The organism is Streptomonospora litoralis, assembly GCF_004323735.1.
In the GTDB taxonomy this organism is placed as follows: domain Bacteria; phylum Actinomycetota; class Actinomycetes; order Streptosporangiales; family Streptosporangiaceae; genus Streptomonospora; species Streptomonospora litoralis.
This window is the reverse complement of record NZ_CP036455.1, coordinates 5666437-5687813: the sequence shown is the minus strand read 5'-3', so window position 1 is coordinate 5687813 and position 21377 is coordinate 5666437. Positions and strand designations below refer to the sequence as shown.

At 70.5% G+C, this 21377-nt stretch carries 25 protein-coding genes and 1 tRNA gene; 17 read left to right on the top strand and 9 right to left on the bottom strand.

Annotated elements, in window-relative coordinates; all coding sequences use genetic code 11:
* Positions 1-25: 25 nt before the first annotated feature.
* Positions 26-1237 (bottom strand): pentapeptide repeat-containing protein, encoded by a 1212-nt coding sequence (locus tag EKD16_RS24310; RefSeq protein WP_131101767.1) that lies wholly within the window; start codon positions 1235-1237, stop codon positions 26-28.
* 156 nt (positions 1238-1393) lie between these two features.
* On the opposite strand from EKD16_RS24310, the gene EKD16_RS24305 reads away from it, so the two are divergent.
* Complete coding sequence (locus EKD16_RS24305) at positions 1394-1927, top strand: SRPBCC family protein (RefSeq protein WP_131101764.1); 534 nt, start codon at positions 1394-1396, stop codon at positions 1925-1927.
* Between the two features lie 192 nt (positions 1928-2119).
* Here the strand turns inward: EKD16_RS24305 and EKD16_RS24300 are convergent, their stop codons facing one another.
* Together EKD16_RS24300 and EKD16_RS24295 are read right to left on the bottom strand one after the other, a co-directional pair.
* On the bottom strand, positions 2120-2659 hold the full coding sequence (locus EKD16_RS24300; RefSeq protein ID WP_131101762.1) for a dihydrofolate reductase family protein: 540 nt from the start codon (positions 2657-2659) through the stop codon (positions 2120-2122).
* A 2090-nt stretch (positions 2660-4749) separates the two neighbouring features.
* On the bottom strand, positions 4750-5130 hold the full coding sequence (locus EKD16_RS24295; protein WP_131101760.1) for a winged helix-turn-helix transcriptional regulator: 381 nt from the start codon (positions 5128-5130) through the stop codon (positions 4750-4752).
* A 147-nt stretch (positions 5131-5277) separates the two neighbouring features.
* Here EKD16_RS24295 and EKD16_RS24290 point away from each other — a divergent pair, with 147 nt between their 5' ends.
* Positions 5278-5685, top strand: coding sequence for a RidA family protein (locus EKD16_RS24290; protein ID WP_131101758.1), 408 nt, complete (start codon positions 5278-5280; stop codon positions 5683-5685).
* 169 nt (positions 5686-5854) lie between these two features.
* Here EKD16_RS24290 and EKD16_RS24285 read toward each other — a convergent pair whose 3' ends face one another.
* From EKD16_RS24285 to upp, 4 genes are all read right to left on the bottom strand, one after another.
* A complete protein-coding gene (locus EKD16_RS24285; protein ID WP_131101756.1) occupies positions 5855-6109 on the bottom strand; it encodes a hypothetical protein in 255 nt (84 codons plus the stop codon).
* A 566-nt stretch (positions 6110-6675) separates the two neighbouring features.
* Positions 6676-7194, bottom strand: coding sequence for a PH domain-containing protein (locus tag EKD16_RS24280; RefSeq protein ID WP_131101754.1), 519 nt, complete (start codon positions 7192-7194; stop codon positions 6676-6678).
* Between the two features lie 321 nt (positions 7195-7515).
* The gene (locus EKD16_RS24275) at positions 7516-7737 is read right to left on the bottom strand and encodes a three-helix bundle dimerization domain-containing protein (RefSeq protein ID WP_131101752.1); all 222 of its coding nucleotides are present in this window, start codon (positions 7735-7737) and stop codon (positions 7516-7518) included.
* Positions 7738-8296: 559 nt separating this feature from the next.
* Entirely contained in the window at positions 8297-8938 is a 642-nt protein-coding gene (gene upp / locus EKD16_RS24270) for a uracil phosphoribosyltransferase (RefSeq protein WP_131101750.1), read from the bottom strand.
* A gap of 322 nt (positions 8939-9260) precedes the next feature.
* Here upp and EKD16_RS24265 point away from each other — a divergent pair, with 322 nt between their 5' ends.
* The 14 genes from EKD16_RS24265 to EKD16_RS24200 all read left to right on the top strand — a co-directional run bounded on the left by EKD16_RS24265 (position 9261) and on the right by EKD16_RS24200 (position 17901).
* Positions 9261-9770 carry a tRNA adenosine deaminase-associated protein gene (locus tag EKD16_RS24265; protein ID WP_131101748.1) on the top strand — a complete coding sequence of 170 codons (510 nt, stop codon included), beginning with the start codon at positions 9261-9263 and terminating at the stop codon, positions 9768-9770.
* Between the two features lie 79 nt (positions 9771-9849).
* Positions 9850-10335, top strand: coding sequence for a tRNA adenosine deaminase-associated protein (locus tag EKD16_RS24260; protein ID WP_131101746.1), 486 nt, complete (start codon positions 9850-9852; stop codon positions 10333-10335).
* A 41-nt stretch (positions 10336-10376) separates the two neighbouring features.
* Positions 10377-10856, top strand: coding sequence for a nucleoside deaminase (locus EKD16_RS24255; RefSeq protein WP_131101744.1), 480 nt, complete (start codon positions 10377-10379; stop codon positions 10854-10856).
* A 10-nt stretch (positions 10857-10866) separates the two neighbouring features.
* Positions 10867-10951: transfer RNA gene (locus tag EKD16_RS24250), tRNA-Ser, on the top strand.
* A gap of 359 nt (positions 10952-11310) precedes the next feature.
* Positions 11311-11556, top strand: coding sequence for a hypothetical protein (locus EKD16_RS24245; RefSeq protein WP_131101742.1), 246 nt, complete (start codon positions 11311-11313; stop codon positions 11554-11556).
* 350 nt (positions 11557-11906) lie between these two features.
* Complete coding sequence (locus EKD16_RS24240; protein WP_242677152.1) at positions 11907-13013, top strand: helix-turn-helix transcriptional regulator; 1107 nt, start codon at positions 11907-11909, stop codon at positions 13011-13013.
* Between the two features lie 162 nt (positions 13014-13175).
* On the top strand, positions 13176-13778 hold the full coding sequence (locus tag EKD16_RS24235) for a dihydrofolate reductase family protein (protein ID WP_131101739.1): 603 nt from the start codon (positions 13176-13178) through the stop codon (positions 13776-13778).
* A gap of 111 nt (positions 13779-13889) precedes the next feature.
* Positions 13890-14582, top strand: coding sequence for a hypothetical protein (locus tag EKD16_RS24230; RefSeq protein WP_131101737.1), 693 nt, complete (start codon positions 13890-13892; stop codon positions 14580-14582).
* Between the two features lie 50 nt (positions 14583-14632).
* Entirely contained in the window at positions 14633-14875 is a 243-nt protein-coding gene (locus tag EKD16_RS24225) for a hypothetical protein (protein ID WP_131101735.1), read from the top strand.
* A gap of 59 nt (positions 14876-14934) precedes the next feature.
* On the top strand, positions 14935-15312 hold the full coding sequence (locus tag EKD16_RS24220; protein WP_131101733.1) for a hypothetical protein: 378 nt from the start codon (positions 14935-14937) through the stop codon (positions 15310-15312).
* 142 nt (positions 15313-15454) lie between these two features.
* The gene (locus tag EKD16_RS24215) at positions 15455-16105 is read left to right on the top strand and encodes a hypothetical protein (protein ID WP_131101731.1); all 651 of its coding nucleotides are present in this window, start codon (positions 15455-15457) and stop codon (positions 16103-16105) included.
* Between the two features lie 440 nt (positions 16106-16545).
* Entirely contained in the window at positions 16546-16728 is a 183-nt protein-coding gene (locus EKD16_RS25570; RefSeq protein WP_165498658.1) for a hypothetical protein, read from the top strand.
* A 58-nt stretch (positions 16729-16786) separates the two neighbouring features.
* Entirely contained in the window at positions 16787-17233 is a 447-nt protein-coding gene (locus EKD16_RS24205) for a hypothetical protein (protein WP_131101727.1), read from the top strand.
* Between the two features lie 71 nt (positions 17234-17304).
* A complete protein-coding gene (locus EKD16_RS24200) occupies positions 17305-17901 on the top strand; it encodes a hypothetical protein (RefSeq protein WP_131101725.1) in 597 nt (198 codons plus the stop codon).
* 511 nt (positions 17902-18412) lie between these two features.
* Here EKD16_RS24200 and EKD16_RS24195 read toward each other — a convergent pair.
* The gene (locus EKD16_RS24195; protein ID WP_131101723.1) at positions 18413-18769 is read right to left on the bottom strand and encodes an STAS domain-containing protein; all 357 of its coding nucleotides are present in this window, start codon (positions 18767-18769) and stop codon (positions 18413-18415) included.
* Between the two features lie 367 nt (positions 18770-19136).
* On the opposite strand from EKD16_RS24195, the gene EKD16_RS24190 reads away from it, so the two are divergent.
* Positions 19137-19571 (top strand): STAS domain-containing protein, encoded by a 435-nt coding sequence (locus tag EKD16_RS24190; protein ID WP_131101721.1) that lies wholly within the window; start codon positions 19137-19139, stop codon positions 19569-19571.
* 123 nt (positions 19572-19694) lie between these two features.
* Here the strand turns inward: EKD16_RS24190 and EKD16_RS24185 are convergent, their stop codons facing one another.
* The gene (locus EKD16_RS24185; RefSeq protein WP_165498657.1) at positions 19695-21344 is read right to left on the bottom strand and encodes an amidohydrolase; all 1650 of its coding nucleotides are present in this window, start codon (positions 21342-21344) and stop codon (positions 19695-19697) included.
* Positions 21345-21377 lie beyond the last annotated feature (33 nt).

Genomic DNA, 21377 nt, shown 5'->3' with positions numbered 1-21377 from the left:
GCACGCCGATCCCGCGGCACCGCCGCTATCGGATGTGCTGCTCGTTCCCGGAGCCGCTGTCAGTACCTTTCGCGTCATCGGCCAGGCGTATTTCGCAGTCAGCGAAGCTTGCACCCTGCAGCAGCACCGCCGAAGCCGCGGATACCACGTCGACGAAGTCCAGCTTGCAGTGGCTGAAGCCAGCCCCGTCAGCGGAAGGCGCACCAGACGTGATTTCGGCGCCGGCGAACGACATCTCGCATGCTGAGAAACCCGCGCCGTCGAAATCCAGCCTTCCTCCGTCGAACATGGCTCCAGCGAAGGAAGCTTGCACCTGCCTGAACCCAGCACCTGCGAAGGAGACTTCCCCTTGGTCGAAGGCTGCTCCAGCGAAGGAAAGGCGGCCGCCGTGGAACCCCGCTCCGCTGAAGTCGACGTATGCTCCAGCGAACCTCGCCCCCGCAAACGAAAGCTCCGCCCCGAACGGAGTCTCGGGCGAACCGAGGCCGCGAAGTTGGAATCCGGCTCCCGCGAAGGAGATGCGGCCGCCGATGAACAAGGCGCCGCTGAAGTCGCAGTGCTCGACCGCAGAGCCACGGAAGTCCAAGTCGTACCCGTGCCAAGCGGAAGGATCGCCGATGCCCTTGCGCAGGTGGTCGGCGATGACGCGCATAATGGTGGCGCGGATTTCGCGCATCGACCTAGCGGTTAGTTGTTCAGCATGGTGAGCCTTCAATTCCTCCGGTGTTGCCCCGGAGGGCGGATCCTGCGGAGCCTCCTCCATCGGCATGCGGAAGTAGGCGCAGAGCACGTCGATGCACATCTGTCGAAGTACCCGTGAGTTGGCGGGGGCGTCGTCGGCCAGGTGAGTCAGTGCATGCACGCCCGCCAGCCGAACCGCGGGCTGAGGGTCGCCGAGTTGCCCCGCGGCTGTGGTGAACCGATCGGTGAACATCCGTGTGTTCTCGCGTTGCTCGCCGTTCTCTGTGGTGCGCTGACGTCGGTAGGCGATTACGAGCAGTGCGACCCCGCCAAGGCCGGCAACCACGGCGAAAGCCATTCGCAGGATCTCACCCGCCTGACGCGGCGTCACAATAGGTTCCGATTGCCAGCGGGGCATACCCAAAGCCAACCAGGCGAGGCCGCACAGCACGAGGACCAGTACGGTCGCGGCGCCCCATCCCGCCGCGATCACGACGGCGAGTCTGCGGTCGCCAGTGGACGGCGTCTGCATGTGTCTGGACGGCTTCCTGGCCATGGGGACACGTTAGAAGGGGTCGGGAGATCGCGATCGACCGTGGCCGGAGGCGGCCGCATCGAGTGTAGACCGCTCGCCACCTGTTTATGCGCCCTCCGGCAGACTGGGCAGCCAGAGCAGGACGCTGGGTTCGGGATTTAGGGGTGAGGAGCGGGCATGCGTTTCGCGGACGGGCCGCGGGTGTCCTCCGAGGTGGGCATCGGCGCCGGGGCGGCGCGGGTGTGGGCGGTCGTGGCCGACATCGCGGCGCCCGCGCTGCACAGTCCGGAGCTGATGCGGGTGGAGTGGCTCGACGGCGCGACGGAGCCGGCGGTCGGGGCGCGCTTCGCGGGGCACAACCGCAGCCGGCGCCTCGGCGAGTGGCGGACCGTCGTCCAAATCGTCGAGTTCGAGCCGGAGCACGCGTTCGGCTGGGTCGTGCTGGACGCCGACGGGCGGTTCGGCCCGCCCGCCGACGATCCCGACCGCCCCATGGCGACATGGCGCTACACTCTCGAACCCCGGTCGGACGGCGGCACGCTGCTGCGCCAGTCGGCGCGTCTGGGACCGGGCCGCTCCGGGCTTACCGCCGCGATCGACCGCATGCCCGACCTGGAGGAGCAGTTGGTGGTCGGCCGGTTGGACGAACTGCGGACCGGCATGGAGATCACCTTGCGCGGTATCAAGGCCCGCGCGGAGCAGGACGACTGACGCCTCGCCGCTCGACCCGGCGCCGCACCCCGAGCGCGGGCTGTCGGCGGACCTTGTCCGCGCACGCGGAAAACCCGCGGCTACCGCGCCAGTTAGCCCGCCGTTCCGGGTCGGCGATTCGCCGGTTCGTCGACTCGCCGCCATGTCGACAGCGCGACCCGTCGACCAGCCGACCGGGCCCGATAGCCGGGGTCAGCGGACCACCCGCAGCCAGAGGTCGGTCGCCAGCGGAGCGTGGGTCAGGCAGATGCGCTCCAACCGGATGCCGGTGCCGCCGGGATGGTCGAACAGCCGGACGCCGTCGCCGAGCATGACGGGCACGATGCCCACCAGCACCTCGTCGAGCAGGCCGGCCTCCAGGCACTGGCGTGCGACGTCGGCGCCGAGGATGTTGACGTACTTCTCCCCGGCGGCCTCCTTCGCTGCGGCGACCCCGCTCTCCAGATCACCCACGAAGGACACCCCGGAAACCGGCTCCGCGGGCGGGGCGTGGGTGAGCACGAAGGTCGGGCCGCTCCACTGGCCGCCGAACGCGCCTTCGTTCTCGGTGCCCCTGTTCGGGTCGTCGCCACCGAAGGTCCGGTTGCCGACGAGCAGGGCGCCGATCCGGTGGACGAGGCCCTCCATGGTCGGGTCGGGCCCCAGGTACGGGGTCAGCCAGGACATGTCGCCCCCGGGGCCGGCGATGAACCCGTCGAGGGACATCGTCGCCGAGTACAGCATCGTGGCCATGGGTTCTGCACCTTCCTCGCGGCACGGCGTCGCGGGACGCGGATGACCGCAGGTTAGCGGAGCCCTCCGACGGATTCGGGCGACGCTCCGTTCGCACGACCCACGACGCACGACGCACGACGGAGGCGGACGACTATGTGCCTTCAGAGCGGTTGCATGGAGCCGATTTGTCGACAAATCGATAGCCGAGCGAGCGGCGATGCCGCTCTTTCGGCTTAGCCGTGTTTCAGAAGTGCTGGATCGGTCCGGCCTCCCATGGGCGGTCGGGCCGTGCGGCTCGGATCCGCTGGGCGGCCTTGTTGGTCTGCCGGGTGGCGGGTGTTCTGACGGGGAACGACGGGCGCCGAGGTCGGCGGTGGTTTGGGCCCGCGGTCGACGGGTCGGGTGCCCGCCGGTGGCGGTTGCGGCGGGGGCGGGTCGGGTCTGCTGGGCGGCCTTGTTGGTCTGCCGGGTGGCGGGTGTTCTGACGGGGAACGACGGGCGGCGAGGTCGGCGGTGGCTCGGGGCCGTGGTCGACGGATCGGGTGCTCGCCGGTGGCGGTTGCGGCGGGGGCGGGTCGGGTCTGCTGGGCGGCCTTGTTGGTCTGCCGGGTGGCGGGTGTTCTGACGGGGAACGACGGGCGGCGAGGTCGGCGGTGGCTCGGGGCCGTGGTCGACGGATCGGGTGCTGGCCGGTGGCGCGCCCGGCGGCGGGGCGGCGTTGGGCCGCCGTGGGCCGGTCGGCGCATCGAACGCGCGGTTTTCACCGGATTCCGGCCGCTGTCTGGTTAAAACCCTGCGTTGGGCGGCACCGGTGCCATCGAGTCTGTCTGCAGGGCTGGATTCGGCGCCGAATCCAGCCCTGCAGACAGACTCGGCGCGGCTTGGCCCGTCATCGTGAACTTATGGTCGCAGGAAGGCGTATTCCGCGGCCATAAGTTCGCGATCATCGCCGGATGGACCGGCATAGGGGACCTACCGGCGCCGGTGCGCCGGCTGGGTCTCGCCGTGTCCCCTGCCGGGCCAGCACCGGCCGGAGGCCGCGCGGCGGGGCGCGGCCGCGGATGCCCGCACGCCCCCGGTGGCGCGCCGGATCGGGGGCCGGGGGCGACGACGCGTCGCTTGTGGCGCCCGGGTGCGGCCGCGGGGAGCTCCACCGCCCGATGGGGTGGACTTTTGGGGGCCTATGCCCGTTTTGTGGACGGCCTCGGCGGGCGCAGCGGCCACGAGACGCACGAAAAGTTGATGTCGGGGGCGTTTTCGCGCCATTCGGTGCGCCTCGTGGGCCACCGCTGTCGCGGCGTGGCTGTGGGTCCACTGATAACTCGGGCATTTGTGGGCAAAACACCGCGTGTTTTTCGTATTGCGGAATGGCGGTGCGAGGGTGGCGTCTCGGGGCGGCGCCGAGGCGGGTGCCGCCGCACGTATGTGCATCTCGTGGCCCCGATCCGGCTGCATGGCGGCCGCCGACCACCGCGGGCCGGGCCCCCGCCGGCGTCGTCGCCGCTCCGTCGGGCGCCTAACCGGCGAGCACCCGGCCCGGTGACCGCGGGCGCCACCCCGCGGTGCCCTCGCCGCCTCGTCGGCAGCCCAACCGGCGAGCACCCGAACCGACGTCCGCGGGCCTGGCCCCATTCCTGCCGTCGCCGCCCCCGTCGGGCGCCCCACCGGCGGGCACCGGTACCGGTGGGCGCGGGCCCGACCCCACTGGCGCCCTCGCCGCCGCTTTTCCAGTGAAGACCACCTACAACCCGGCAGACCATCAAGGCCGCCCAGCGGACCCGAGCCGCCCCGTCGGGCGCCCCACCGGCGGGCACCCGGCCCGGTGGGCGCGGTCCCGGCCATCCGCCACCGTCGCCGCCGCTTCTCAGTCAAGTCCACCCGTCGCCCGGCAGACCATCAAGGCCGCCCAGCGGACCCGAGCCGCCCCGTCGGCCGCCGCCACCGGCGGGCACTCGCCCCGGTGACCGTAGGCCCAGCCATCCGCCACCGTCGCCGCCGCTTTAGACCACCCATCCACCCGAAAAACCGGCAAGGCCACAGCAAGGCCGCACAGCAGACCGGCGTTCTTGAACACGGCTGAATCGGCGACCCTGGTCTCGCGTTGGCCCTCAGGCGTCGAAGCGCTGCCGGGAGTCCTCGATGTGGCTGAAGTGCCGGTGCGTCCACTCGCACATGCGGTCGACCGTCTCCCGCAGGTCGCGGCCCGGCTGCGTCAGGGTGTACTCGACCCGCGGCGGCACGGTCGGGTGCACCGTCCGCTCGGCCAGACCGTTGCGTTCCAGCATGCGCAGATTCTGCGTGAGCATCTTGTGACTGATGCCCTCGACCTCCTCGCGCAGTTCGCTGAAGCGCAGAGTGCGCTCGCCGAGCGCCTCGATGATGAGCAGCGCCCACTTGTTGGCGACGTCGGAGAAGATCTCCCGCGCCAGGGAGTCCGCGCGCCGTAGATCCGCTGCCTCGGGCGAGTCGTTGACCTGCTTGGTCACTATGGGGTTCCCCAGTCACTGAAAAGTGCGTTCTTCCATGTCAGCGCACACTCTCCTACGGTTCTCAAGTAACCGCAAGAGACCAATGGAGTCGCGGTCCGGCGTGCGGGAACAGGACCGCGGGCTCATGGGACGAGGAGGCGTACAGTCATGGCCATCACCCTGGTTAACCCCGGCGGCCTGCCGGAGATCGGCGCTTACCGGCAGGTGTCGATCGCGACCGGCTCGAAGCTGGTCTCCGTCGCCGGGCAGGTCGCCTGGGACGCCGACGGCACCACGGTCGGCGAAGGCGATCTGGCGGCTCAGGTCGAGCGGTGCTACCTCAACATCGGCACCGCCCTGGCCGAGGTCGGCGGCTCCTTCGACGACGCGGTGAGCCTGCGGGCCTACGTCGTCGACTGGACCGCCGACAAGATGCCTCTGTTCATGGAGGGAGTCGCTCGGGCGGCCGAGAGGCTGGGCATCACCCCGGTGCCGCCGGCGACCCTCGTGGGGGTCGCGGCGCTGGACGTGCCGGAGCACCTGGTCGAGGTCGAGGCCACCGCGGTCATGGACTGAGGCCGCCGCGGACGGTCGTTCCGCATCGGAAGAGCCGCGGCCGGACCTTCCGTTCACCTTTTCGTCCCCCGGTGTTCCAGGGGGCGATCCGGGGCGCCGCGGCGCGACGGAAGCGCTGAGGGTCGGCCGCGCTGCGCGGCCGACCCTCAGCGAAGCATGACCCCTCGGATCAGGCCCAGTGGGCCTCCGGCCGGGTTCGTCCGTTGTCGTCGGTGACGAGCACCCAGCTCAGCAGCGGACGGTCGGAGGCGACGACCTCCTCGACTGCCTTCACCGCCTCGGCGGTTTCGCGCGGCTGCGGCGCTGCGGGCGCCGCCGGGGCGGCGCTCTCCGCGGTGCTCTTGCGCCGTAGGGCACTGCGAGTGCGGCGGCGGATCGGAGCGGTACGGCTGGTCTGCGGCGCCGGGCTCACCGGTTGGTTCATTTCGGCACCCCCTTGTTCGCCTCGGTGAATACTACAGTTAACCCTTCGTTTACCGACAAGTCAACCTGGGTTTCCCGTGAATCGGCTGTATCCGAAGGTCGACAGGGGGTCTCAGCTGGAGCGGAGTGGTCAAGGTGAACAACAGGTGAACAAAACGAAGCACTTGTCGAACAGGCCGCCCGGACGGCCCGGTCGGAGCGTGTCCCACCGCTCTCACCTGGTGTGCGGCGCTTGCCCGGGTAGCTTCGTCCGGCGCGGCCGCCGCATGGGGTGGTGACCGTGGACGCGAAACGCTTCGTGGCGGCCCCTTCGGATCGGCTGGGACCTGCCGGGTGCGGTGCGTGCCACCGCGGCGACGGGCGGCGGGTACTCCGCCGGCGGCCGGGCTCCCGCGCAGGCGGCGGTGCGCTCTTCGAGTCCGCGGGCAGGGGGCCGGGCCGGTGAAGACGGCCGCGGACGCGTTGAGGGGGCGGCCGCGCGGCCGCCCCCTCAACGTCGGCGTTGCCCGGGCGGGCGCTTCGGCCCGCTCCACCGCATCCGGCGGCACGTGCCGGACGGGCACGAGTTCACTCGTTGGGGTCCTTGAAGATCAGCCCGACGACTTCGAGGTAGAGCTGCTCCGGGTAGGGCACGAAGTTGATCCTGCTCAGCGCCTGGTCCTGACCGGCCGACTCCATCACGAAAGTGCCGTAGCCCAGGAAACGGCCCAGGAGTGAGCGTTCGAAGCGCATGTCGGTCACCTTGCCCAGGGGCATCATGTTCACCTGCCGGGTGATTAGCCCTTGGGTCAGCAGCAGGCGCTGCGACGTGATGACGAAGTAGTCGACGGACCACTCGGCGACCCGCCACACGAACCAGACCAGGATCAGCAGCCACACCCACCAGATCACCGCCAGCGCGGCCGCGCTGGACGCGATGACGGTATTGCTCAGGATGCCCGCGAAGATCAGCGCACCCAGCACGGCGGCGACGGGTCCGATCAGCACCGCCGGGTGCCGTCGGATGGTGACGACGTCCTGTTCGTAGGGCAGCAGGTAGCGATTGACCGATGCCGGTGCTCTGTTCGGCGGCGCGACGAGCCTCATGGCCGGGTGACCCCTATGCGCTCAGGGTGTTCACGAATCGGGACAGTGATTCGGCTGCCGACATGAGCCCCCCGACACCGGTCTGGATGACCCCTGCGGCGCTTTCCGGCTGTGTGAGCAGATAGAACGCGACGAAAGCGATGAGGGCGTACCCCAACCACTTTTTCAACCTCGCCATGACCGACTCCCCGCGAATGCTGACGACCCACTGACCCAAGGTGATTGTTACACCGACATACGGGCCCGTAAAGCCAGATGCCCGTTACCGGCGTGGCGTTCCCCATCGGCCGGTGTGGTGCTGATCACTCGGCGGGGGAAGGCTCAGCGGCGTTCGGCGAATGCCAGAGCGAGGACCTGGAGGTGCTGGCGCGCGATGCGTTCCACTAGCTCCGGAGTGGCCCGGCCGGTGACGTCCAGGGCCCCCTGGCGCGCCGCGTCCACGCACCTGGTGACGGTCGCGCTGTCGTGTACGCCGGTGAACTCGGAGTTCAGGCGGTCGACGACGGGGGAGAGTTCGCGCGGCGTGGTGGTCTTCTCGGGCATCTCACTCCTTCGAGGGAAAAGGGTGACCGGTTGCGCTGTGTACCCGCATACAGGCGCTTCGTAACCGCCCTCGGGTTCAGACTATCTGTCGGGCATGCGTGCCGATGCTGTTCAGTGGGAGGGGACGAGGGGTCAGGGGAGGGTGTGGTCGGTTGCGCGTGATCGATGGGACAGGAGTGACTGTGCACCATGATCACCCTTTTGTGTTACGACTCCGTCTCAGTCTGAATTCGGCCTACGCAAATTGACAAGTCGTACGTGCTCAGAACGCGATGCGCCCGCATGGAGCATCGCGGGGCGAACAAGCACGTGGCGGTCGTTCCCGGATTTCGGACGTCCAATCATCGAGATCCAGATTGATACAAAAAAGTCGGTCGGTGTGCTGTCGGCGGCCTTCGCCCGATCGGAGGCGGCGCCCCGCCGGGCGCCGCGGATGCGTCCGGTGTGTGCGGCGCCGGAGCAACCGCGGCTACGGGGTCAGATGCCCTCTACCTCGATGTGGTTCGGACAGTTCCGATCCGATCTGATCGGGAGTGGATCGGAGGTAGCGGGTGACCGTTCAGACCGACCCGTACAGCCGGTCGCCGGCGTCTCCCAGGCCCGGCAGGATGAAGCCCTGGTCGTTCAGCCGTTCGTCGACCGCCGCGGTCACCACCCGCAGCGTCGCGTCGCTGTTTCCCTCCAGGTTTTCGGACAGGGTGTGCAGTCCCTCGGGGGCGGCCAGTAGGCAGATGGCGGTGACATGGTCGGCCCCGCGCTGCACCAGCAGCCGCAGCGCCGCGGCCAGGGTCCCTCCGGTGGCGAGCATCGGGTCGAGCACGTAGCACTGCCGGCCCGACAGGTCGTTGGGCAGCCGGTCGGCGTAGGTGGCCGGACGCAGCGTCTCCTCGTCGCGGGCCATGCCGAGGAAGCCGACCTTGGCGGTGGGCAGCAGCCGCGTCATGCCGTCCAGCATGCCCAGCCCTGCGCGCAGGATCGGCACGACGAGGGGCGTCGGCCGGGTCAGCTGTACCCCGGTCATCGGAGCCAGCGGCGTCTCCACCGTCACGTCGGCCACGCGCACGTCGCGGGTCGCCTCGTAGGCGAGCAGGGTCACCAGCTCGTCGGTCAGCCGGCGGAACGTGGGCGAATCGGTCTCCACGTCGCGCAGGGTCGTGAGCTTGTGCGCGACCAGGGGGTGGTCGACGACCAGGGTTTCCATTGAGCACTCCGATTGAGCTGGGCAAACGATGGGAAATCGGCGACCGAGTCTATCCACGCGGCTGCGGTCGTCCCGTCCGCGGCGACAGGGGATTCGGCCGTGCCCTTGCGCGCGGGATGCATCCGTAACCCAACCGCGTCGGCCGTAGCGTTCTGCTGGGTGCCCGATGTCCGTTGTAATAGAACCTGTGAGCGCCGACTTCTATCACGAGGCAGATTCCCTCTGGGGAAACCGGGTCGCGGGCGACCGCGACCGCTACGATGACGCCGCGCCGGACGATCTGCGATCCTGGCCCGATCACAGCCGGGCTGGTGGGGTGACGATGACGGAACTCGAACTGGGCGACGACGAGGACGACGGCGGCGGCGACTTCGCCGCGGTCGCCTACCGCGAAGAGAACTACTGGGACGTCTACCAGCTCCCGATGGCCCTGACGCAAGACTTCAAGGGCGTGCTGCACGCGCTGCGGCAGCAGCCCAGCATCAGCGGTTCCATCGGCCTGCTGGCCATCGGCGACGACTTCTTCGTGCTCGTGCGCGTCTACGGCGACGATGTCAGCGTGTTCCTGTCCGACGTCACCGCTTCCGTGGACTGGCAGCTGGCCCGGGACGTGCTGGAGCACCTCGACATCGACGTGCCCGACGACGAGGACCTCGACCAGGTGCTTCCCGCCGGCGACATGTCCGTGCTCGCCGATCTCGGCTTGGACGAGATGGAGCTCGGCGCCCTCGCCGGCGATCTCGACCTCTACCCCGACGAGGTGCTGGCCAGCATCGCCGAGCGCATCGGATTCCAGCAGGCGTTCCAGCGTGCGGTGGACACGATGGGGTAAGGGATCCTCGGATCGATCATGGAGGCAGGCAGGCCCCCGGCCGGCCCGGCGCCCGCGAGAGAGGACGGGAGAGCGTGCGGTGTCGATCTTCTCAGCGGTCTTCTGCAGCGTTGCGGACGAGTGGAGAGGCGTGGAGACGGACCTGGACGACGCGGCCAGCATCGACGACGTCGCCGATGCGATGCGCGACTCCTGCGGACTCGCCGCCGACGGCACCATGGTCCTGTTCATGGAAGCCGACGACGAGTGGTTCGCAGTCGTCCGGGTCGACGACCACGCCGACCCCCGGGTGTTCCTCTCCGACGTGCGAGTCGTGCATGAGCATCCGGTCGCGGCGCTGCTGCTCGACAGCGGCGAGATCGAGGCGCCTGAACAGGCGGAGGGCACCGGGCAGAAGCCCTATCCCAAGCCCGGTGGGGACACCGACCTGCTCGGCGACCTCGGCACGCCCTCCGGCGACCTGGTCACCCTGACCACGAGTGAGGGGCTACTGCCGGGCGACGTCCTCGCCGAGATCGCCGAACGAGCGGGATTCGGCGAACCGCTGGACGCGCTGCGGCTGTGACCGGAACCGGTGGGGAATCGGGCGGCATCGTTCCGGTCCCTATGGACCGCGCACACGTCGACGCGGCTCTACGCCGCGCACTGGAGGAGAGCCGCCGCACCGCGGACAGCGGCGACGTCCCCGTGGGCGCCGTCGTGCTCGACGGCGGGGGCGAGGTGATCGGCACGGGTCGCAACGAGCGGGAGGCCGCGGGCGATCCCACCGCCCACGCCGAGGTCCTGGCTCTGCGCGCGGCCGCCCGCCACCGCGGCGAGTGGCGGCTGGGCGGCTGCACGCTGGCGGTCACCCTGGAGCCGTGCACGATGTGCGCCGGTGCGCTCGTACAGGCCCGCGTCGACCGCTTGGTCTACGGCGCCCGCGACCCCAAAGCGGGTGCAGTCGGCTCCCTCTGGGACGTCGTCCGCGACCGCCGCCTCAACCACCGCCCCGAGGTCCTCCCGCCCGACCTGGTATCGCCCGATGTCGCCGACGAGTGCGCGGCGGTCCTCTCCGAGTTCTTCTCACTACGCCGCATCCGGTAGAGTTGTCCGCGGTGGAGTCGCCTAGTGGCCGAGGGCGCTCGCCTCGAAAGCGAGTGAAGGGCAACCTTCCGTGGGTTCGAATCCCACCTCCACCGCCGAGCCCCGCCGCCTGCTCCGGTAGGCGGAGGGCGTGACCGAATCGCGAAGCCGATCGCACCGGTGAGTACACGCGCCGGAGCGGTCGGCTTTTCGCGTTTCCGGTTCGGACCCTTCCGGACCCGGCGATCGACACGCCCCTCGGACCGGTACCGGCTGGGCCGTCGGATGGCGGACGACGGGGATCTCCATATGCCCATGTCGACATAGCCGCCCGTCGACCCTGTCCCGACGCCCCGTCGATACGGACGGCACCGGCACCGGCGCCGGGCCTCGGGGGCGGGTGCGGCACCTCCTCGTGTCGACTGGGACACTTGTCGACTCGGCGCCATCCCCCTACGGCTCGTGAGGAGGCCGCATGCGCTTCGGACCTGTCACCGTGCCCCGCGAAATCGTCCCGTTCCTGTTGTTGATGCTCGGAACGTTCGCGGCGGGCTTCATGCTGATGTCGATGGGCCACGAGGCCGGTCTGTGGATCATCGCCGCCAACGCGGGCCTGGTCGTTCTGCTCGTCGGGAACCTGCTTGTCGGGAAGCTGCTGCGCCGCCGCGCCGACTCCCAAGGCGGCGAGACGGAGGCGGCCGCAGCCGACGAGGACCGGTAGGGGCAGGGCGCGGGGCCGGTCGGCGGATTCCACGCCGACCGGCCCCGCGCGGACGGTGACTCACATCAGCGGCGGCCGGCGATCGACGAACGCCCCGTCGTCGCCGCCGACGCGTCGGCCCCGTTCGGCCCGGGCAGGTCCGCGGGCATGGGCGCATACCGCCGTATCCGGCTCGCCCGCCTGCGCGGGGTGCGGATAATGTCCGTCATGTCATCAGCTCCCGATAGCTGGTGGCCGTGCCCCGGGAGTGTTCGCGCACTCGCCGGGGTCTCTTGCGACCACTCTCGTTCGCCGAGAGCTCTTTGTGGATCTGCCTACTTGTAGGCCAATCCGTAGGCCACTATTGAGACATGGCTGAAGGGCGGCCCGAACTGCTGAAGAGCCGCAGACGCGAGCTGGGCTGGTCACAGGCGAGGTTGGCCGAGGCTTTGTGCGCCGAGTCCGGGCGTGCGACGGTCACGCGCCAAGAGGTCTACCGATGGGAATCCGGGCGCCGAATTCCGAAGTTCTGGCTGCCGCATCTGTCCGCGGTGCTGCATGTTCCGCGCGCCCGCATGGAGCAGGCCATCGCCCGTAGCCGGACGGGTGTCTCGCCCGACCTCGCGGAATTGCTGCCCGATGACGAAAGTGCGGTTTCCCTTCGCGATCCGGATGGTGGGCGCAGGCGGGCGGGCAGGTCCGACGCGGCACGGCTCTCCGCGCGCGTGCACGCGTTGCGCCTCGCGGACGATTTCGTCCCCGGCAAGGACCTGGCGGGGTCGGCGTTCGCCGAGTTGGACGCTGCGGTGCTCCAGTTGAAGCAGGGTGCCAACAGCGAGGCTGTACAGCGGGAAATGGAGACCTCGGTCGGGGAATTCGCGCAGATAGCGGGGTGGATCGCCTCCGACGCCGGTTGGCACAACGCTGCGGAGCGGACGTACCGGTTGGGATTGGCCGTCGCACGCGAGGCGGGCGACACGACGCTCGCGGGGCAGTTGGCCGGGTGTCTCGCCTACCAGTGGAGCAATACCGGCCGTGAAACAGAAGGCACGGCGCTGGCCGAGGCGGCGCTCGCCGAAGCGGGAGCCGGTGCTCCTCCCCGGGCCCGCGCGATCTTCTGGGACCGACTCGCCTGGGCGCATACCAAGGCCGCCGACCCTTCCGCGGCGGTGCGCGCACTCGGCGAAGCCGAGGCGGCCCTCTCCCGGCACGGCGACGAGGACGACCCCGCCTGGCTCTACTGGGTCGACGAGGGCGAGTTGCGCGTCATGGAGGCGCGCGTGTTCACCGAACTCCACCGGCCGCTGCGGGCGGTCCCGCTGCTCGAACAGGTCCTGTCGCGGTACGACACCACGCACACGCGAACGCGCGCTCTACCTGTCCTGGCTGGCCGTCGCGTATGCCGACGCGAACGAGCCCGAACAGGCGGCGACCGTGGCCCGCACCATGCTCGACATCTCGGCCCGACTCGGCAGTGAACGCACAGTCGAGCGCGGCCGAGCCGTACGTACTGCCCTGGCGCCCTTCCGGGACGTACCGGCGGTCCGCGAGATCCTGGATGCGGCGTAGCGATGAGTTCCGGACGCATCGGCGGTCTACCCTCCTGAACGCATCGCAGACAGCGAGAAGGAGTAACGGACATGCGTATCGTGCTCGCCGACTTCATGAGCCTCGACGGCGTCGTGCAGGCGCCCGGCCACGACAAGGAGGACACCGAGGCCGGGTTCGCACACGGGGGCTGGTCGTTCCGGTTCTTCGATGCCGAGACCATGGGCGCGGCCGTGGACGCGACCATGGCGAAGACCCAGGCCCTGCTCTTCGGACGCCGCACCTGGCAGGTGATGGCCGAGGCGTGGCCGCAACGGGCAGGAGACCCCTTCGCCGACCGGATGAACGAGATCCCCAAGTACGTCGCTTCCACCACGCTGTCCGAAGCGGACATGACCTGGAACAACTCCCGGCTCCTGCCATCGGACGACGTGCTCGGCGCCGTCGCGGAGTTGCGCGGGCAACACGGCGGCGACCTGCAGGTGATGGGCAGCGCCGACCTGGCGCGGCAGTTCGTCCAGAAGGACCTGGTCGACGAGTACCGGCTGATGATCGAGCCCATCACGCTCGGCGGGGGCAAGCGGCTGTTCCCCGACGACGGCGAGGCGCGTCCCCTCGAACTCGTCTCCGTCACGCAGACGCCGACAGGGGTGCTGATCTGCACCTACCGGCCGAACACCACCGCCGGGCAATAGCGGGACACTCCTCGGGGAACGGGTGGCCGGTTCCGGGCAAGGGGCGGGACCGTGGATCGATGCCCGGTATGGGTACGATCTTGTCGACACCCCCCTCATCGAGGAGTGCGCGTGCCCCCCAGCATCGGCACCTCCCACGGTTCCCGCGGCCGTCTGTCCGACCGCGTCATCATCTGGAAGTGGAGCAGGCCCGTCCCTTGGGACATCGCGACGAGCGTCGCCGCGGGCCTGGCGGGCGGCGTGCTGCTCGTGCTCTTCCTGTTCGCGGGCTTTCCCGACCGTTTCCTGGCGAATGAGTTCGGCGACGAGCCCAGAGTCGTGCTCGTCGCGGGGTGTGTCGGCGGCGTGCTCGGCGCGCTCATAGGCGTCGCCGGGGGCACCGCCGCTGCGGCGTCCAAGGGTGCGGAGAGGGCCGCGCTCGTCGGGCGTTCCACAGCGCCCTGGCGCATGCGCCTCGCCCGGCAGGCGTTGCGGCACGGTCGGCTCACCGGCGACGTCGAGGCGAACCGGATCGCCGCCGGAATCGCCCGGATGCGTGCGCGTCACGGAGACTTCACGCGGGGTGGCAGGACGATGCTCGTCTTAGGGGGCTTGATGCAGACCGTGTGTTTCCTCGGGGGTGTGCTCGACGCGAATGCGTTCCGCATGGTCTTCTTCGGAGCCGCCGCGGTCTGGTTCATCGGCGCAGCCGCGATAGTGAACAGGACCCGGCGGAATCTGGAACGGGTCGTCGCCCTGCACGCCGCCGACGAGTGGTCCGGCAGCCGCCGCGGGTCGGTGTCGGCGCCGGCCCTGCAGGGGTGATCGCGGTGCCGGCCCCGCTCAGCCGAGCCTCCCCCGGCCGACGAGCGCTCGTGTCCGCGGGTGGCGGAAACTCCGGGCGATTCCGCGACACCGTGGTGGAGCGCATCCTGATCTCGCGGTGGACCGGCTGGCTCGCCGTGGCGGTCCTCGGCGCCGTGCAGCTCTTGTCCGCTTTCGGGCCGGTGCTGGCGGAGCTGGCGGCGACCATGTACGAACTCCGCATCATCGACGGCGTATCCCGGGGCTGGGCTACCTCCTCGGAGGCGCCGCCGGGCTGGGATTGGGCGCTGTGATCGCAACCCTCCGGCCCGGCCACAGGGACGAGATCTCCCGGTCCGGTGCCGAGCCGAGGATGAGGCGCAGTGCACGTCTCGCCCTGCACCGTGGCGAGCTGGTCGACGGCGCGGAAGCGAACCGGCTGGCGGCGGCCCAGGCACGGGTGCGCCTGCGGGAGCCGAAACCCGGCGGGCGGGGCCGCGGGCTCCAGGCATTCTCGGGCGGAACGGCGGCCCTGGCGTGGACGCTGCTGGTCGCCGCTCTCGTTCTCGGAGAGATGTCCCCCGCGATCATGTTCGCAGGTACCGCGATCACGGGGACCGCCGTCGCCTTCGTGGCGGTGCCCGCCAGGTCGCGCACCCGCCGCCGCAGCGAGCGCGTAGCAGCGCTGTACGCCGTCGACGGCTTCTGCGCCCGAAGCGCGGAGCCCGGCGACCGGTGCCGCTCCCTCTGACCCCTGCCTGCCGCCCCCGTGCCGAGCAGGCGTCGGCGGACGCGGGCGGCGCACCATCCCCCACGACCAGGAGGCAACCGTGTCGCTCCCGCTCCGGTTCCACGCGTCGGCTCGCAGACGCCTCTACCTGCGGGAGCGCCTGATGATCGTCATGGCGAAGAGCCCCCTGGCCGTCACCGTCCCCCTCGGGGCGCTGCTCGGCCTCATCGCGGGCGTCGGGCTGTGGTCGTGGTGGTATCGGACGGCGGCCGCGGATGCTCCCGCGAACATCGTCGACTTCTTGGTGGTCGCGGTCCCGCTCGCGTGTGTCGTCGGGGGGTTGGGGTTCGGGTCGGTCATCGGCCTATTGGTCGGTGCCTCCGCCAAGGCCCTGGACACGGGCATCATCGATGCCGGTACACAGCCGTGGCGGCTTCACGCGGCCCGCCGTGCTCTCGAACAGGGCGTGCCGGCCGAAGACGCCGAGGTGAGCCGACTCGCGGTGTCGCTGGCGTGGGCCACCGTGCGGAGACCGTACTATCCCCGAGCACTCCGGCTGCTCTTTCTCTGCTTGGCGCTGTTGGAAGGCTCGATGGCCGGTTTGTGCACCCTGAACGGAATTCCGGCCGGGATGCTCTTCTTCGGTTCCGCCGCGGTCCTCCTCTTCGCCATGGCGCTCTTCGCCGTCCCCGCTGAGACGCGGCAGCGTCGCGGTGCCGAGCGCCTGCTCGCGCTGCACGCGGCCGACACGATGGCCGCAGGGATCGGATCGGTCGGCGCCGCGCGTGGTGGTGGCGCCCTTCCGGTGCAGTGATTAGGCGTCGCACGGGGAGCGGCGCAGCCGGAATGCGGACCGCCGTAGGGAATATGGGGTCTGCAGGCGCTCGAACCCGCTTGGGGGTCTGGGTGTCGCAGCGCTCGGTACCGGGTTCGATGCGACGGCGCGTCGCCCCGGCGCCCCGAGTGCTGCTGCGGTGTTCGGCGGTCCGGCGATGCGCCCCGTCAGTGGCGGTAGGGCGGGTAGGTGATGTATCCCTTGTCCCCGCCCTGGTAGAAGGTCGCCTCGTCGGCGTCTTCGAGGGGCAGGTCCGCGCGCAGCCGGACTGAAGGAGCCGCTGCGGACGCCTCGCGGCCACGGGTGACTCGTACCCCTTGTGAGCAGGGCGCCCGTGACGCGGCCGGAGTCGGCCGGAATGCCGCCCGCCGGAGTGGATATGGGGACAGCAGGAGCCCCCACAGTCCGGAGGTGCGCCCTTGGCAGGCAGCCCCAACAACTTCGATCCTCCCCGAGCCCGCGGACATGTGCTCGAACGCATGCAGATCTCCCAGGCGGCCCACCCCTACCGCTGGGGTGGCGCCTTCGGTGGAATCGCCGGTCTGCTCGTCGGCCCCGCGTTCCTGCTCGGCCTCGTCCTGGTCGACCTGCCGGGCATCTGAGCTGGCCGCCCCCTTCTGGATCGGCCTGGTGGCCCTGCCGGGGGTCGGGGGTGCCGCCATGGGCGCGCTCTTCGCCGACAAGGTGAGGCGCACGAGCGCCGATGCCGGAGTCGGCCCGGAGACGGAGCCGGCGCGGTTGCGTGCGGCCAAGCGTGTCCTGCAGCGCGGCGAACCCACGGACGACGCCGAGGCGAACCGTCTCGCCGTCGGCCTCGCTCGGAGCAGCCCGGAGGTGTCGGTCTCGCCGAAATTCACCGTGACCGTTTTCGTGTGCGGAGCCGTCCTGCAGTGGAGCCAGGTGGTCGTAGCCGTCGCCGTCGGCCATGCGGGACGGACCATCCTGTTCGGCGTCTTCGCGGTGTTCTGCACGGTCCTCGCGGCGACCGCCTACCCCCTTCACAAGCGCGGCCTGCGCCGATCGGAGCGCATTTCGGCGCTGCTCGACCAGGACGAACCCGTCACCCCCGCCGCCGGTGATGCCGGGGACCGGCCGCACCACCACTGACCGAAGCTCCCGACTCGACGCCGCCGTCGACTCAGCGCCGTCAACGTCGCCAAGTCACCGGAGACCGACCGATGTCTGATCACCTGCTCGCCGAACGCTTACAGGTGGCCGCCAACCGTCACGCCGGCCGCTTCGGAGTGGCCTTCGGCGCGTGCGTCGTTCTGGTGCTGACCTCGCTGGCCGCCCTCGTCCCGTCCTCCGTCGGGCTGTGGCCGTGGGTACCGCTCACCGTACTGATCGGCCTGGCGGGTGGCGCAGTCTTCGTCATGATCGTCCGGGATGGGGGGCTCGCCGTGCCCCCCGAGACCGATCCGGCACGCCTGCGGGCGGCCCGCAGAGCGCTGAGGAGGGGCGAGCCGGGGGGTGATCCCGAGGTCAACCGGCTCGCCGTCGAGAAGGCGCAGAAGGTTCTGCAGCAACGGGCGCCGGGCAGGTGGTTCGTGGCCGTGAACACGGTCGGCCTGGTCGCCACGACCGCCGCAATCGGGTGGTCGCTGCTGAGTTCTCAGACCGAACCGTTGTTCGGTCCGGCCGGGGCGGCGTTCTGCTGCCTGTTGAACCTCGTGCAACTACCGCTCACCACCCGCAAGCGGCGACGCGCGAGGTGGATCGTGGAGGCCTGCGAGGGCGGCGCCGAAGGACTGGACACCCGTGATCATCGGGGGTGAGAGGTGCTGGTAGTACTTCATGACGTGCGTCTGGGCGCGGGCACCGAACGGGGTTGGTCGCGGAGGTGGCACCGGTCCCGCCCTCGGGCGCCACCCCGCCCGGTTCGGGGGTTTTGCCGGGTTTCCTAGCGGTCGCCGGTCGAATGCAGTGCGCAAAATCCCAAAAACGCCGCTGAATGCGGCCATATGAGCACGGTATCCGGACCGCCCTGCGGCACAACGGACACGCGGAGCCCCGTGCGGCCATCAGACGCCGCCGTCCCCTCGTCGGGTGCGCCACCGGCGACCACCCGACCCGGTAACCGCAGGCCCGGCCCCGCTGCCACCGTCGCCGCCGCTGTTCCCCATTAGGTGACCCGCTTCCCGGCAGACCGACAAGACCGTCCAGCAGACCCGAGACGCTCGCGCCGCCCGCCGCCCCTCCGCCCGCCCCCGGCGGGCACCCGACCCGATGGGCGCGGGCGCCGCCGCGGGCGGCCGCGAGCCGGACAGGCGCGGACCGCAACCACCCTCAGGCGACCTTGGGGCGATCCGGGACGGCCTCGGTGAGGTCGCCGTGGATCGGCATCACCCGGCCGACGCCGCAGATGTCCAAAACCCGTCGGACGTTGGGGTGCGGGGCGACTACGCAGATCTTCCGGCCGCGCGCCTGTGCGCGGCGGTGGGCACGCAGCAGTGCGTGCACGCCCGAAGAGTCGCAGAAGGTGGTCTCGGTCATGTCCACGACGAGTTCGCCGTGGCCCGAGGCGAGTAGCCCGAGCATGCTGTACACCAGATCGTCGCGATTGTGGATGTCGATCTCTACGGGCATCGCGGCGATGGTGTGCCGGTCTGTGAAGCGGACCGGCGAAGCGAATGCTGTGTGCATGAGACTTCGTCTTCCTTGACCGAAGGCTGTGAGGAGGCCACTGGCCGGACCGGACCGCCGTACTCCTCGACGGTCTTCCCCTTGTCTACCAAGCGGCTTGCCAAAGTCGGGCAAACGACGCTTATGGATCCACCATTTCGGGCGTGTCCTGCATGGAAGATCATTTCATTCCTCAGAACAGCGACCCCTTTGTGTGTTTCGGACCGCAGTTTTTTCATGTTTGCGGCGATTAATCCAGGGGCAGCGAAAAGGATGGGTCCGGAGGCGCGGCCCAGGGAGCTCCCGCACACGCGCACCGTGGTCAGCGGGAACTCCCACACAATCGGAGGTCCCGTAAGGAGGGGACCGGGCTTCCGGTCAGGTGATTATGAAGCAACCGACGCAGATCGTCGCGAAGGTCGACTACATCGGACGAGGGGCCGTCGTCACGGTTCCGCAGAGCATCGAGCCGTGGCACACCCGCTGCCTGCGCGAGCAGCTGCTATGGCTGCTCAACGAGCGCATCGAGCATCTCGTGATCGACTTCACCCCGACGCTTTCCTGCTCGTCCGAGATGCGCGAGGTACTGGAGCGGGTGCACACGCGCACCCAGGCGCGCGGCATCGGGCTTTCGCTCGTGTTGAGCGCCGAATCGCCCGCTGCGAAGGCGCTGGAGCAGACGGGTCTCCCTCGTCTGCTGCGTACCTACGCCGACCGCGCCGAGGCCGAGGGCAGGCTCCAGGAGAGCGCCGCGCCGCCGGAGAGCGCGGGTAGCGCCGTGCCCACGCCCCGCGGGGGCGGCCCCGTCGCGCGAGCGAGCTGAGTCGGCGACGAGCCGACTCGCCGACAGGTCGACAAAGCGACAGCGGCATTGCGCCCCGGGCCGCCGAGCCCGGGGCGCCTTCGTGTGTCCGCGGGCGGTGCGGCCTTTCCCGCCGCCGGTTCGTCACGTCGCGAACGTGCGCCGTCCGCCCAGATAGGTGGCGCAGACCCGGACGCCCCTACGCAGCTCCGCGGCCGGTACCGCCTCCGGATCGGCGGTCAGCACGGTCAGGTCCGCACGCATGCCGGGACGCAGCGTGCCCACCTCGTCCTCCAGGTGCAGTTGCCAGGCCGCATCCGCCGTCACCGCCCGCAGCGCCTCCTCCACCGTCAGGCGCTGGTCGGCGCCGTAGACCTCGCCGTTGGTGTCGCAGTTGCGCGTTACAGCCGTCGACACGCTGCTCAACGGGTCGAGCGGGGAACAGCAGCCGTCGTTGTGCAGGGAGATCCGGTGCCCCGCGTCCAGCGCCGACCGCGCCGCCATCCACGCCTCGGCGCGTCCGCGCCCGAACAGGTCGTGGTCCAGGACACCGCCCCAGTAGCGGATGTGGTCCACGAACAGGCTGACCGTCGCGCCGAGTCCGGCCGCACGGCGGAACTGCTCGGCGGTCAGCGCCCCGCAGTGCTCCAGGCGCGGGCGCAGCCGCCGCACCGTTTCGGGGTCCTGGGCGGCCGCCTCGGCGCAGGCGGCCAGGACCGCGTCGGCGGTGACGTCGCCGTGCACGTGGCAGGCGAGCGGGAAGCCCTTTGCGGTGAACGCCGCGGCCAGGTCGGCGAGCTGCTCGGGCCGGTAGTTCATCTGCCCGTGCGGGCACCCGGCCAGGCCGATGCGCCGCGTCGCCGCGTTGTCCTTGAACGGGAAGCTGGTGGCGACGCTGCCCTGCCACGGTGAGCCGTCGGCCCACAGTTTCACCCCCGCGACACCGCACAGCTCGGCGGCCGGCGCGTGTCCGGCGAAGCGCCGGCCGGGGTCGGCGGCCAGCGCCTCGTCGCCGATCAGGTAGGCGCGGGTGCGCACCGGGACGTCCGGCTCGTGCGCGGCGGCCTCCAGCAGCGGCAGGAACGCCGGTGCGCAGGCCAGATCGGCGACGGTGGTGACGCCGGCCGCGGCGTGCCGGCGGAGGGTCCACCGCAGGGCCGCGAGCGCCGACTGCGGCGTGACCCCGGCCAGGGCGACGCGCGACAGTTCCGTCACCGCGGCCGTTTCGTGCGCCTCCCCGGTCGGCTCGCCGGCGGCGTCGCGGACGAACCTGGCTCCCTCGGGATCGGCGGACTCGCGGGTGACTCCGGCCGCACGCAGCGCAGGTGTGTTCGCGTAGGCGGCGTGCCCGCTGTTGGTCATCACCACCAGCGGCGCCCGCGGCGACAGTTCGTCCAGCAGCGCGCGGGTCGGGACCTCCAGGTCGCGCTGCAGTAGCAGGTCGATGCCGTAGGCCAGCAGCGGCTCGTCCGGCTTCTCGGCCAGCCGCCGGCGGATCGCCCGGTAGACGGAGGCGCCGTCGGGCAACCCGAACGGCCGCACGTCCAGCGCGGGCGGCGCCAGCGTGAAGGCCGTGTTCAGCGGGTGGCCGTGCGCTTCGACGAATCCGGGCAGCAGCGCGCGCCCGGCCAGGTCGACCGTCTCGGTGCCGGGGCCGCGCAGCCGCTCGATCTCCTCGCGGGCGCCGACGGCGCTGATCAGGCCGCCGGTGGCCGCCAGGGCGGCGGCGCGCGGCGCGGCGGCGTCCATGGTCAGCACCGGACCGTTGTAGAAGACGGTGTCGGCGTACTCCATCGCATCCCCCATCGGTTTCGGGCCGCCCGGAGG

Excerpts from the sequence above, each read along its gene's own strand:
- EKD16_RS24310 (WP_131101767.1), bottom strand. The coding sequence starts at position 1,237 with ATGGCCAGGAAGCCGTCCAGACACATGCAGACGCCGTCCACTGGCGAC.
- EKD16_RS24305 (WP_131101764.1), top strand. The coding sequence starts at position 1,394 with ATGCGTTTCGCGGACGGGCCGCGGGTGTCCTCCGAGGTGGGCATCGGC.
- EKD16_RS24300 (WP_131101762.1), bottom strand. The coding sequence starts at position 2,659 with ATGGCCACGATGCTGTACTCGGCGACGATGTCCCTCGACGGGTTCATC.
- EKD16_RS24290 (WP_131101758.1), top strand. The coding sequence starts at position 5,278 with ATGGCCATCACCCTGGTTAACCCCGGCGGCCTGCCGGAGATCGGCGCT.
- EKD16_RS24285 (WP_131101756.1), bottom strand. The coding sequence starts at position 6,109 with ATGAACCAACCGGTGAGCCCGGCGCCGCAGACCAGCCGTACCGCTCCG.
- EKD16_RS24280 (WP_131101754.1), bottom strand. The coding sequence starts at position 7,194 with ATGAGGCTCGTCGCGCCGCCGAACAGAGCACCGGCATCGGTCAATCGC.
- EKD16_RS24275 (WP_131101752.1), bottom strand. The coding sequence starts at position 7,737 with ATGCCCGAGAAGACCACCACGCCGCGCGAACTCTCCCCCGTCGTCGAC.
- upp (WP_131101750.1), bottom strand. The coding sequence starts at position 8,938 with ATGGAAACCCTGGTCGTCGACCACCCCCTGGTCGCGCACAAGCTCACG.
- EKD16_RS24265 (WP_131101748.1), top strand. The coding sequence starts at position 9,261 with ATGACGGAACTCGAACTGGGCGACGACGAGGACGACGGCGGCGGCGAC.
- EKD16_RS24255 (WP_131101744.1), top strand. The coding sequence starts at position 10,377 with ATGGACCGCGCACACGTCGACGCGGCTCTACGCCGCGCACTGGAGGAG.
- EKD16_RS24245 (WP_131101742.1), top strand. The coding sequence starts at position 11,311 with ATGCGCTTCGGACCTGTCACCGTGCCCCGCGAAATCGTCCCGTTCCTG.
- EKD16_RS24240 (WP_242677152.1), top strand. The coding sequence starts at position 11,907 with ATGGCTGAAGGGCGGCCCGAACTGCTGAAGAGCCGCAGACGCGAGCTG.
- EKD16_RS24235 (WP_131101739.1), top strand. The coding sequence starts at position 13,176 with ATGCGTATCGTGCTCGCCGACTTCATGAGCCTCGACGGCGTCGTGCAG.
- EKD16_RS24220 (WP_131101733.1), top strand. The coding sequence starts at position 14,935 with ATGAGGCGCAGTGCACGTCTCGCCCTGCACCGTGGCGAGCTGGTCGAC.
- EKD16_RS24215 (WP_131101731.1), top strand. The coding sequence starts at position 15,455 with ATGATCGTCATGGCGAAGAGCCCCCTGGCCGTCACCGTCCCCCTCGGG.
- EKD16_RS24205 (WP_131101727.1), top strand. The coding sequence starts at position 16,787 with ATGGGCGCGCTCTTCGCCGACAAGGTGAGGCGCACGAGCGCCGATGCC.
- EKD16_RS24200 (WP_131101725.1), top strand. The coding sequence starts at position 17,305 with ATGTCTGATCACCTGCTCGCCGAACGCTTACAGGTGGCCGCCAACCGT.
- EKD16_RS24195 (WP_131101723.1), bottom strand. The coding sequence starts at position 18,769 with ATGCACACAGCATTCGCTTCGCCGGTCCGCTTCACAGACCGGCACACC.
- EKD16_RS24190 (WP_131101721.1), top strand. The coding sequence starts at position 19,137 with ATGAAGCAACCGACGCAGATCGTCGCGAAGGTCGACTACATCGGACGA.
- EKD16_RS24185 (WP_165498657.1), bottom strand. The coding sequence starts at position 21,344 with ATGGAGTACGCCGACACCGTCTTCTACAACGGTCCGGTGCTGACCATG.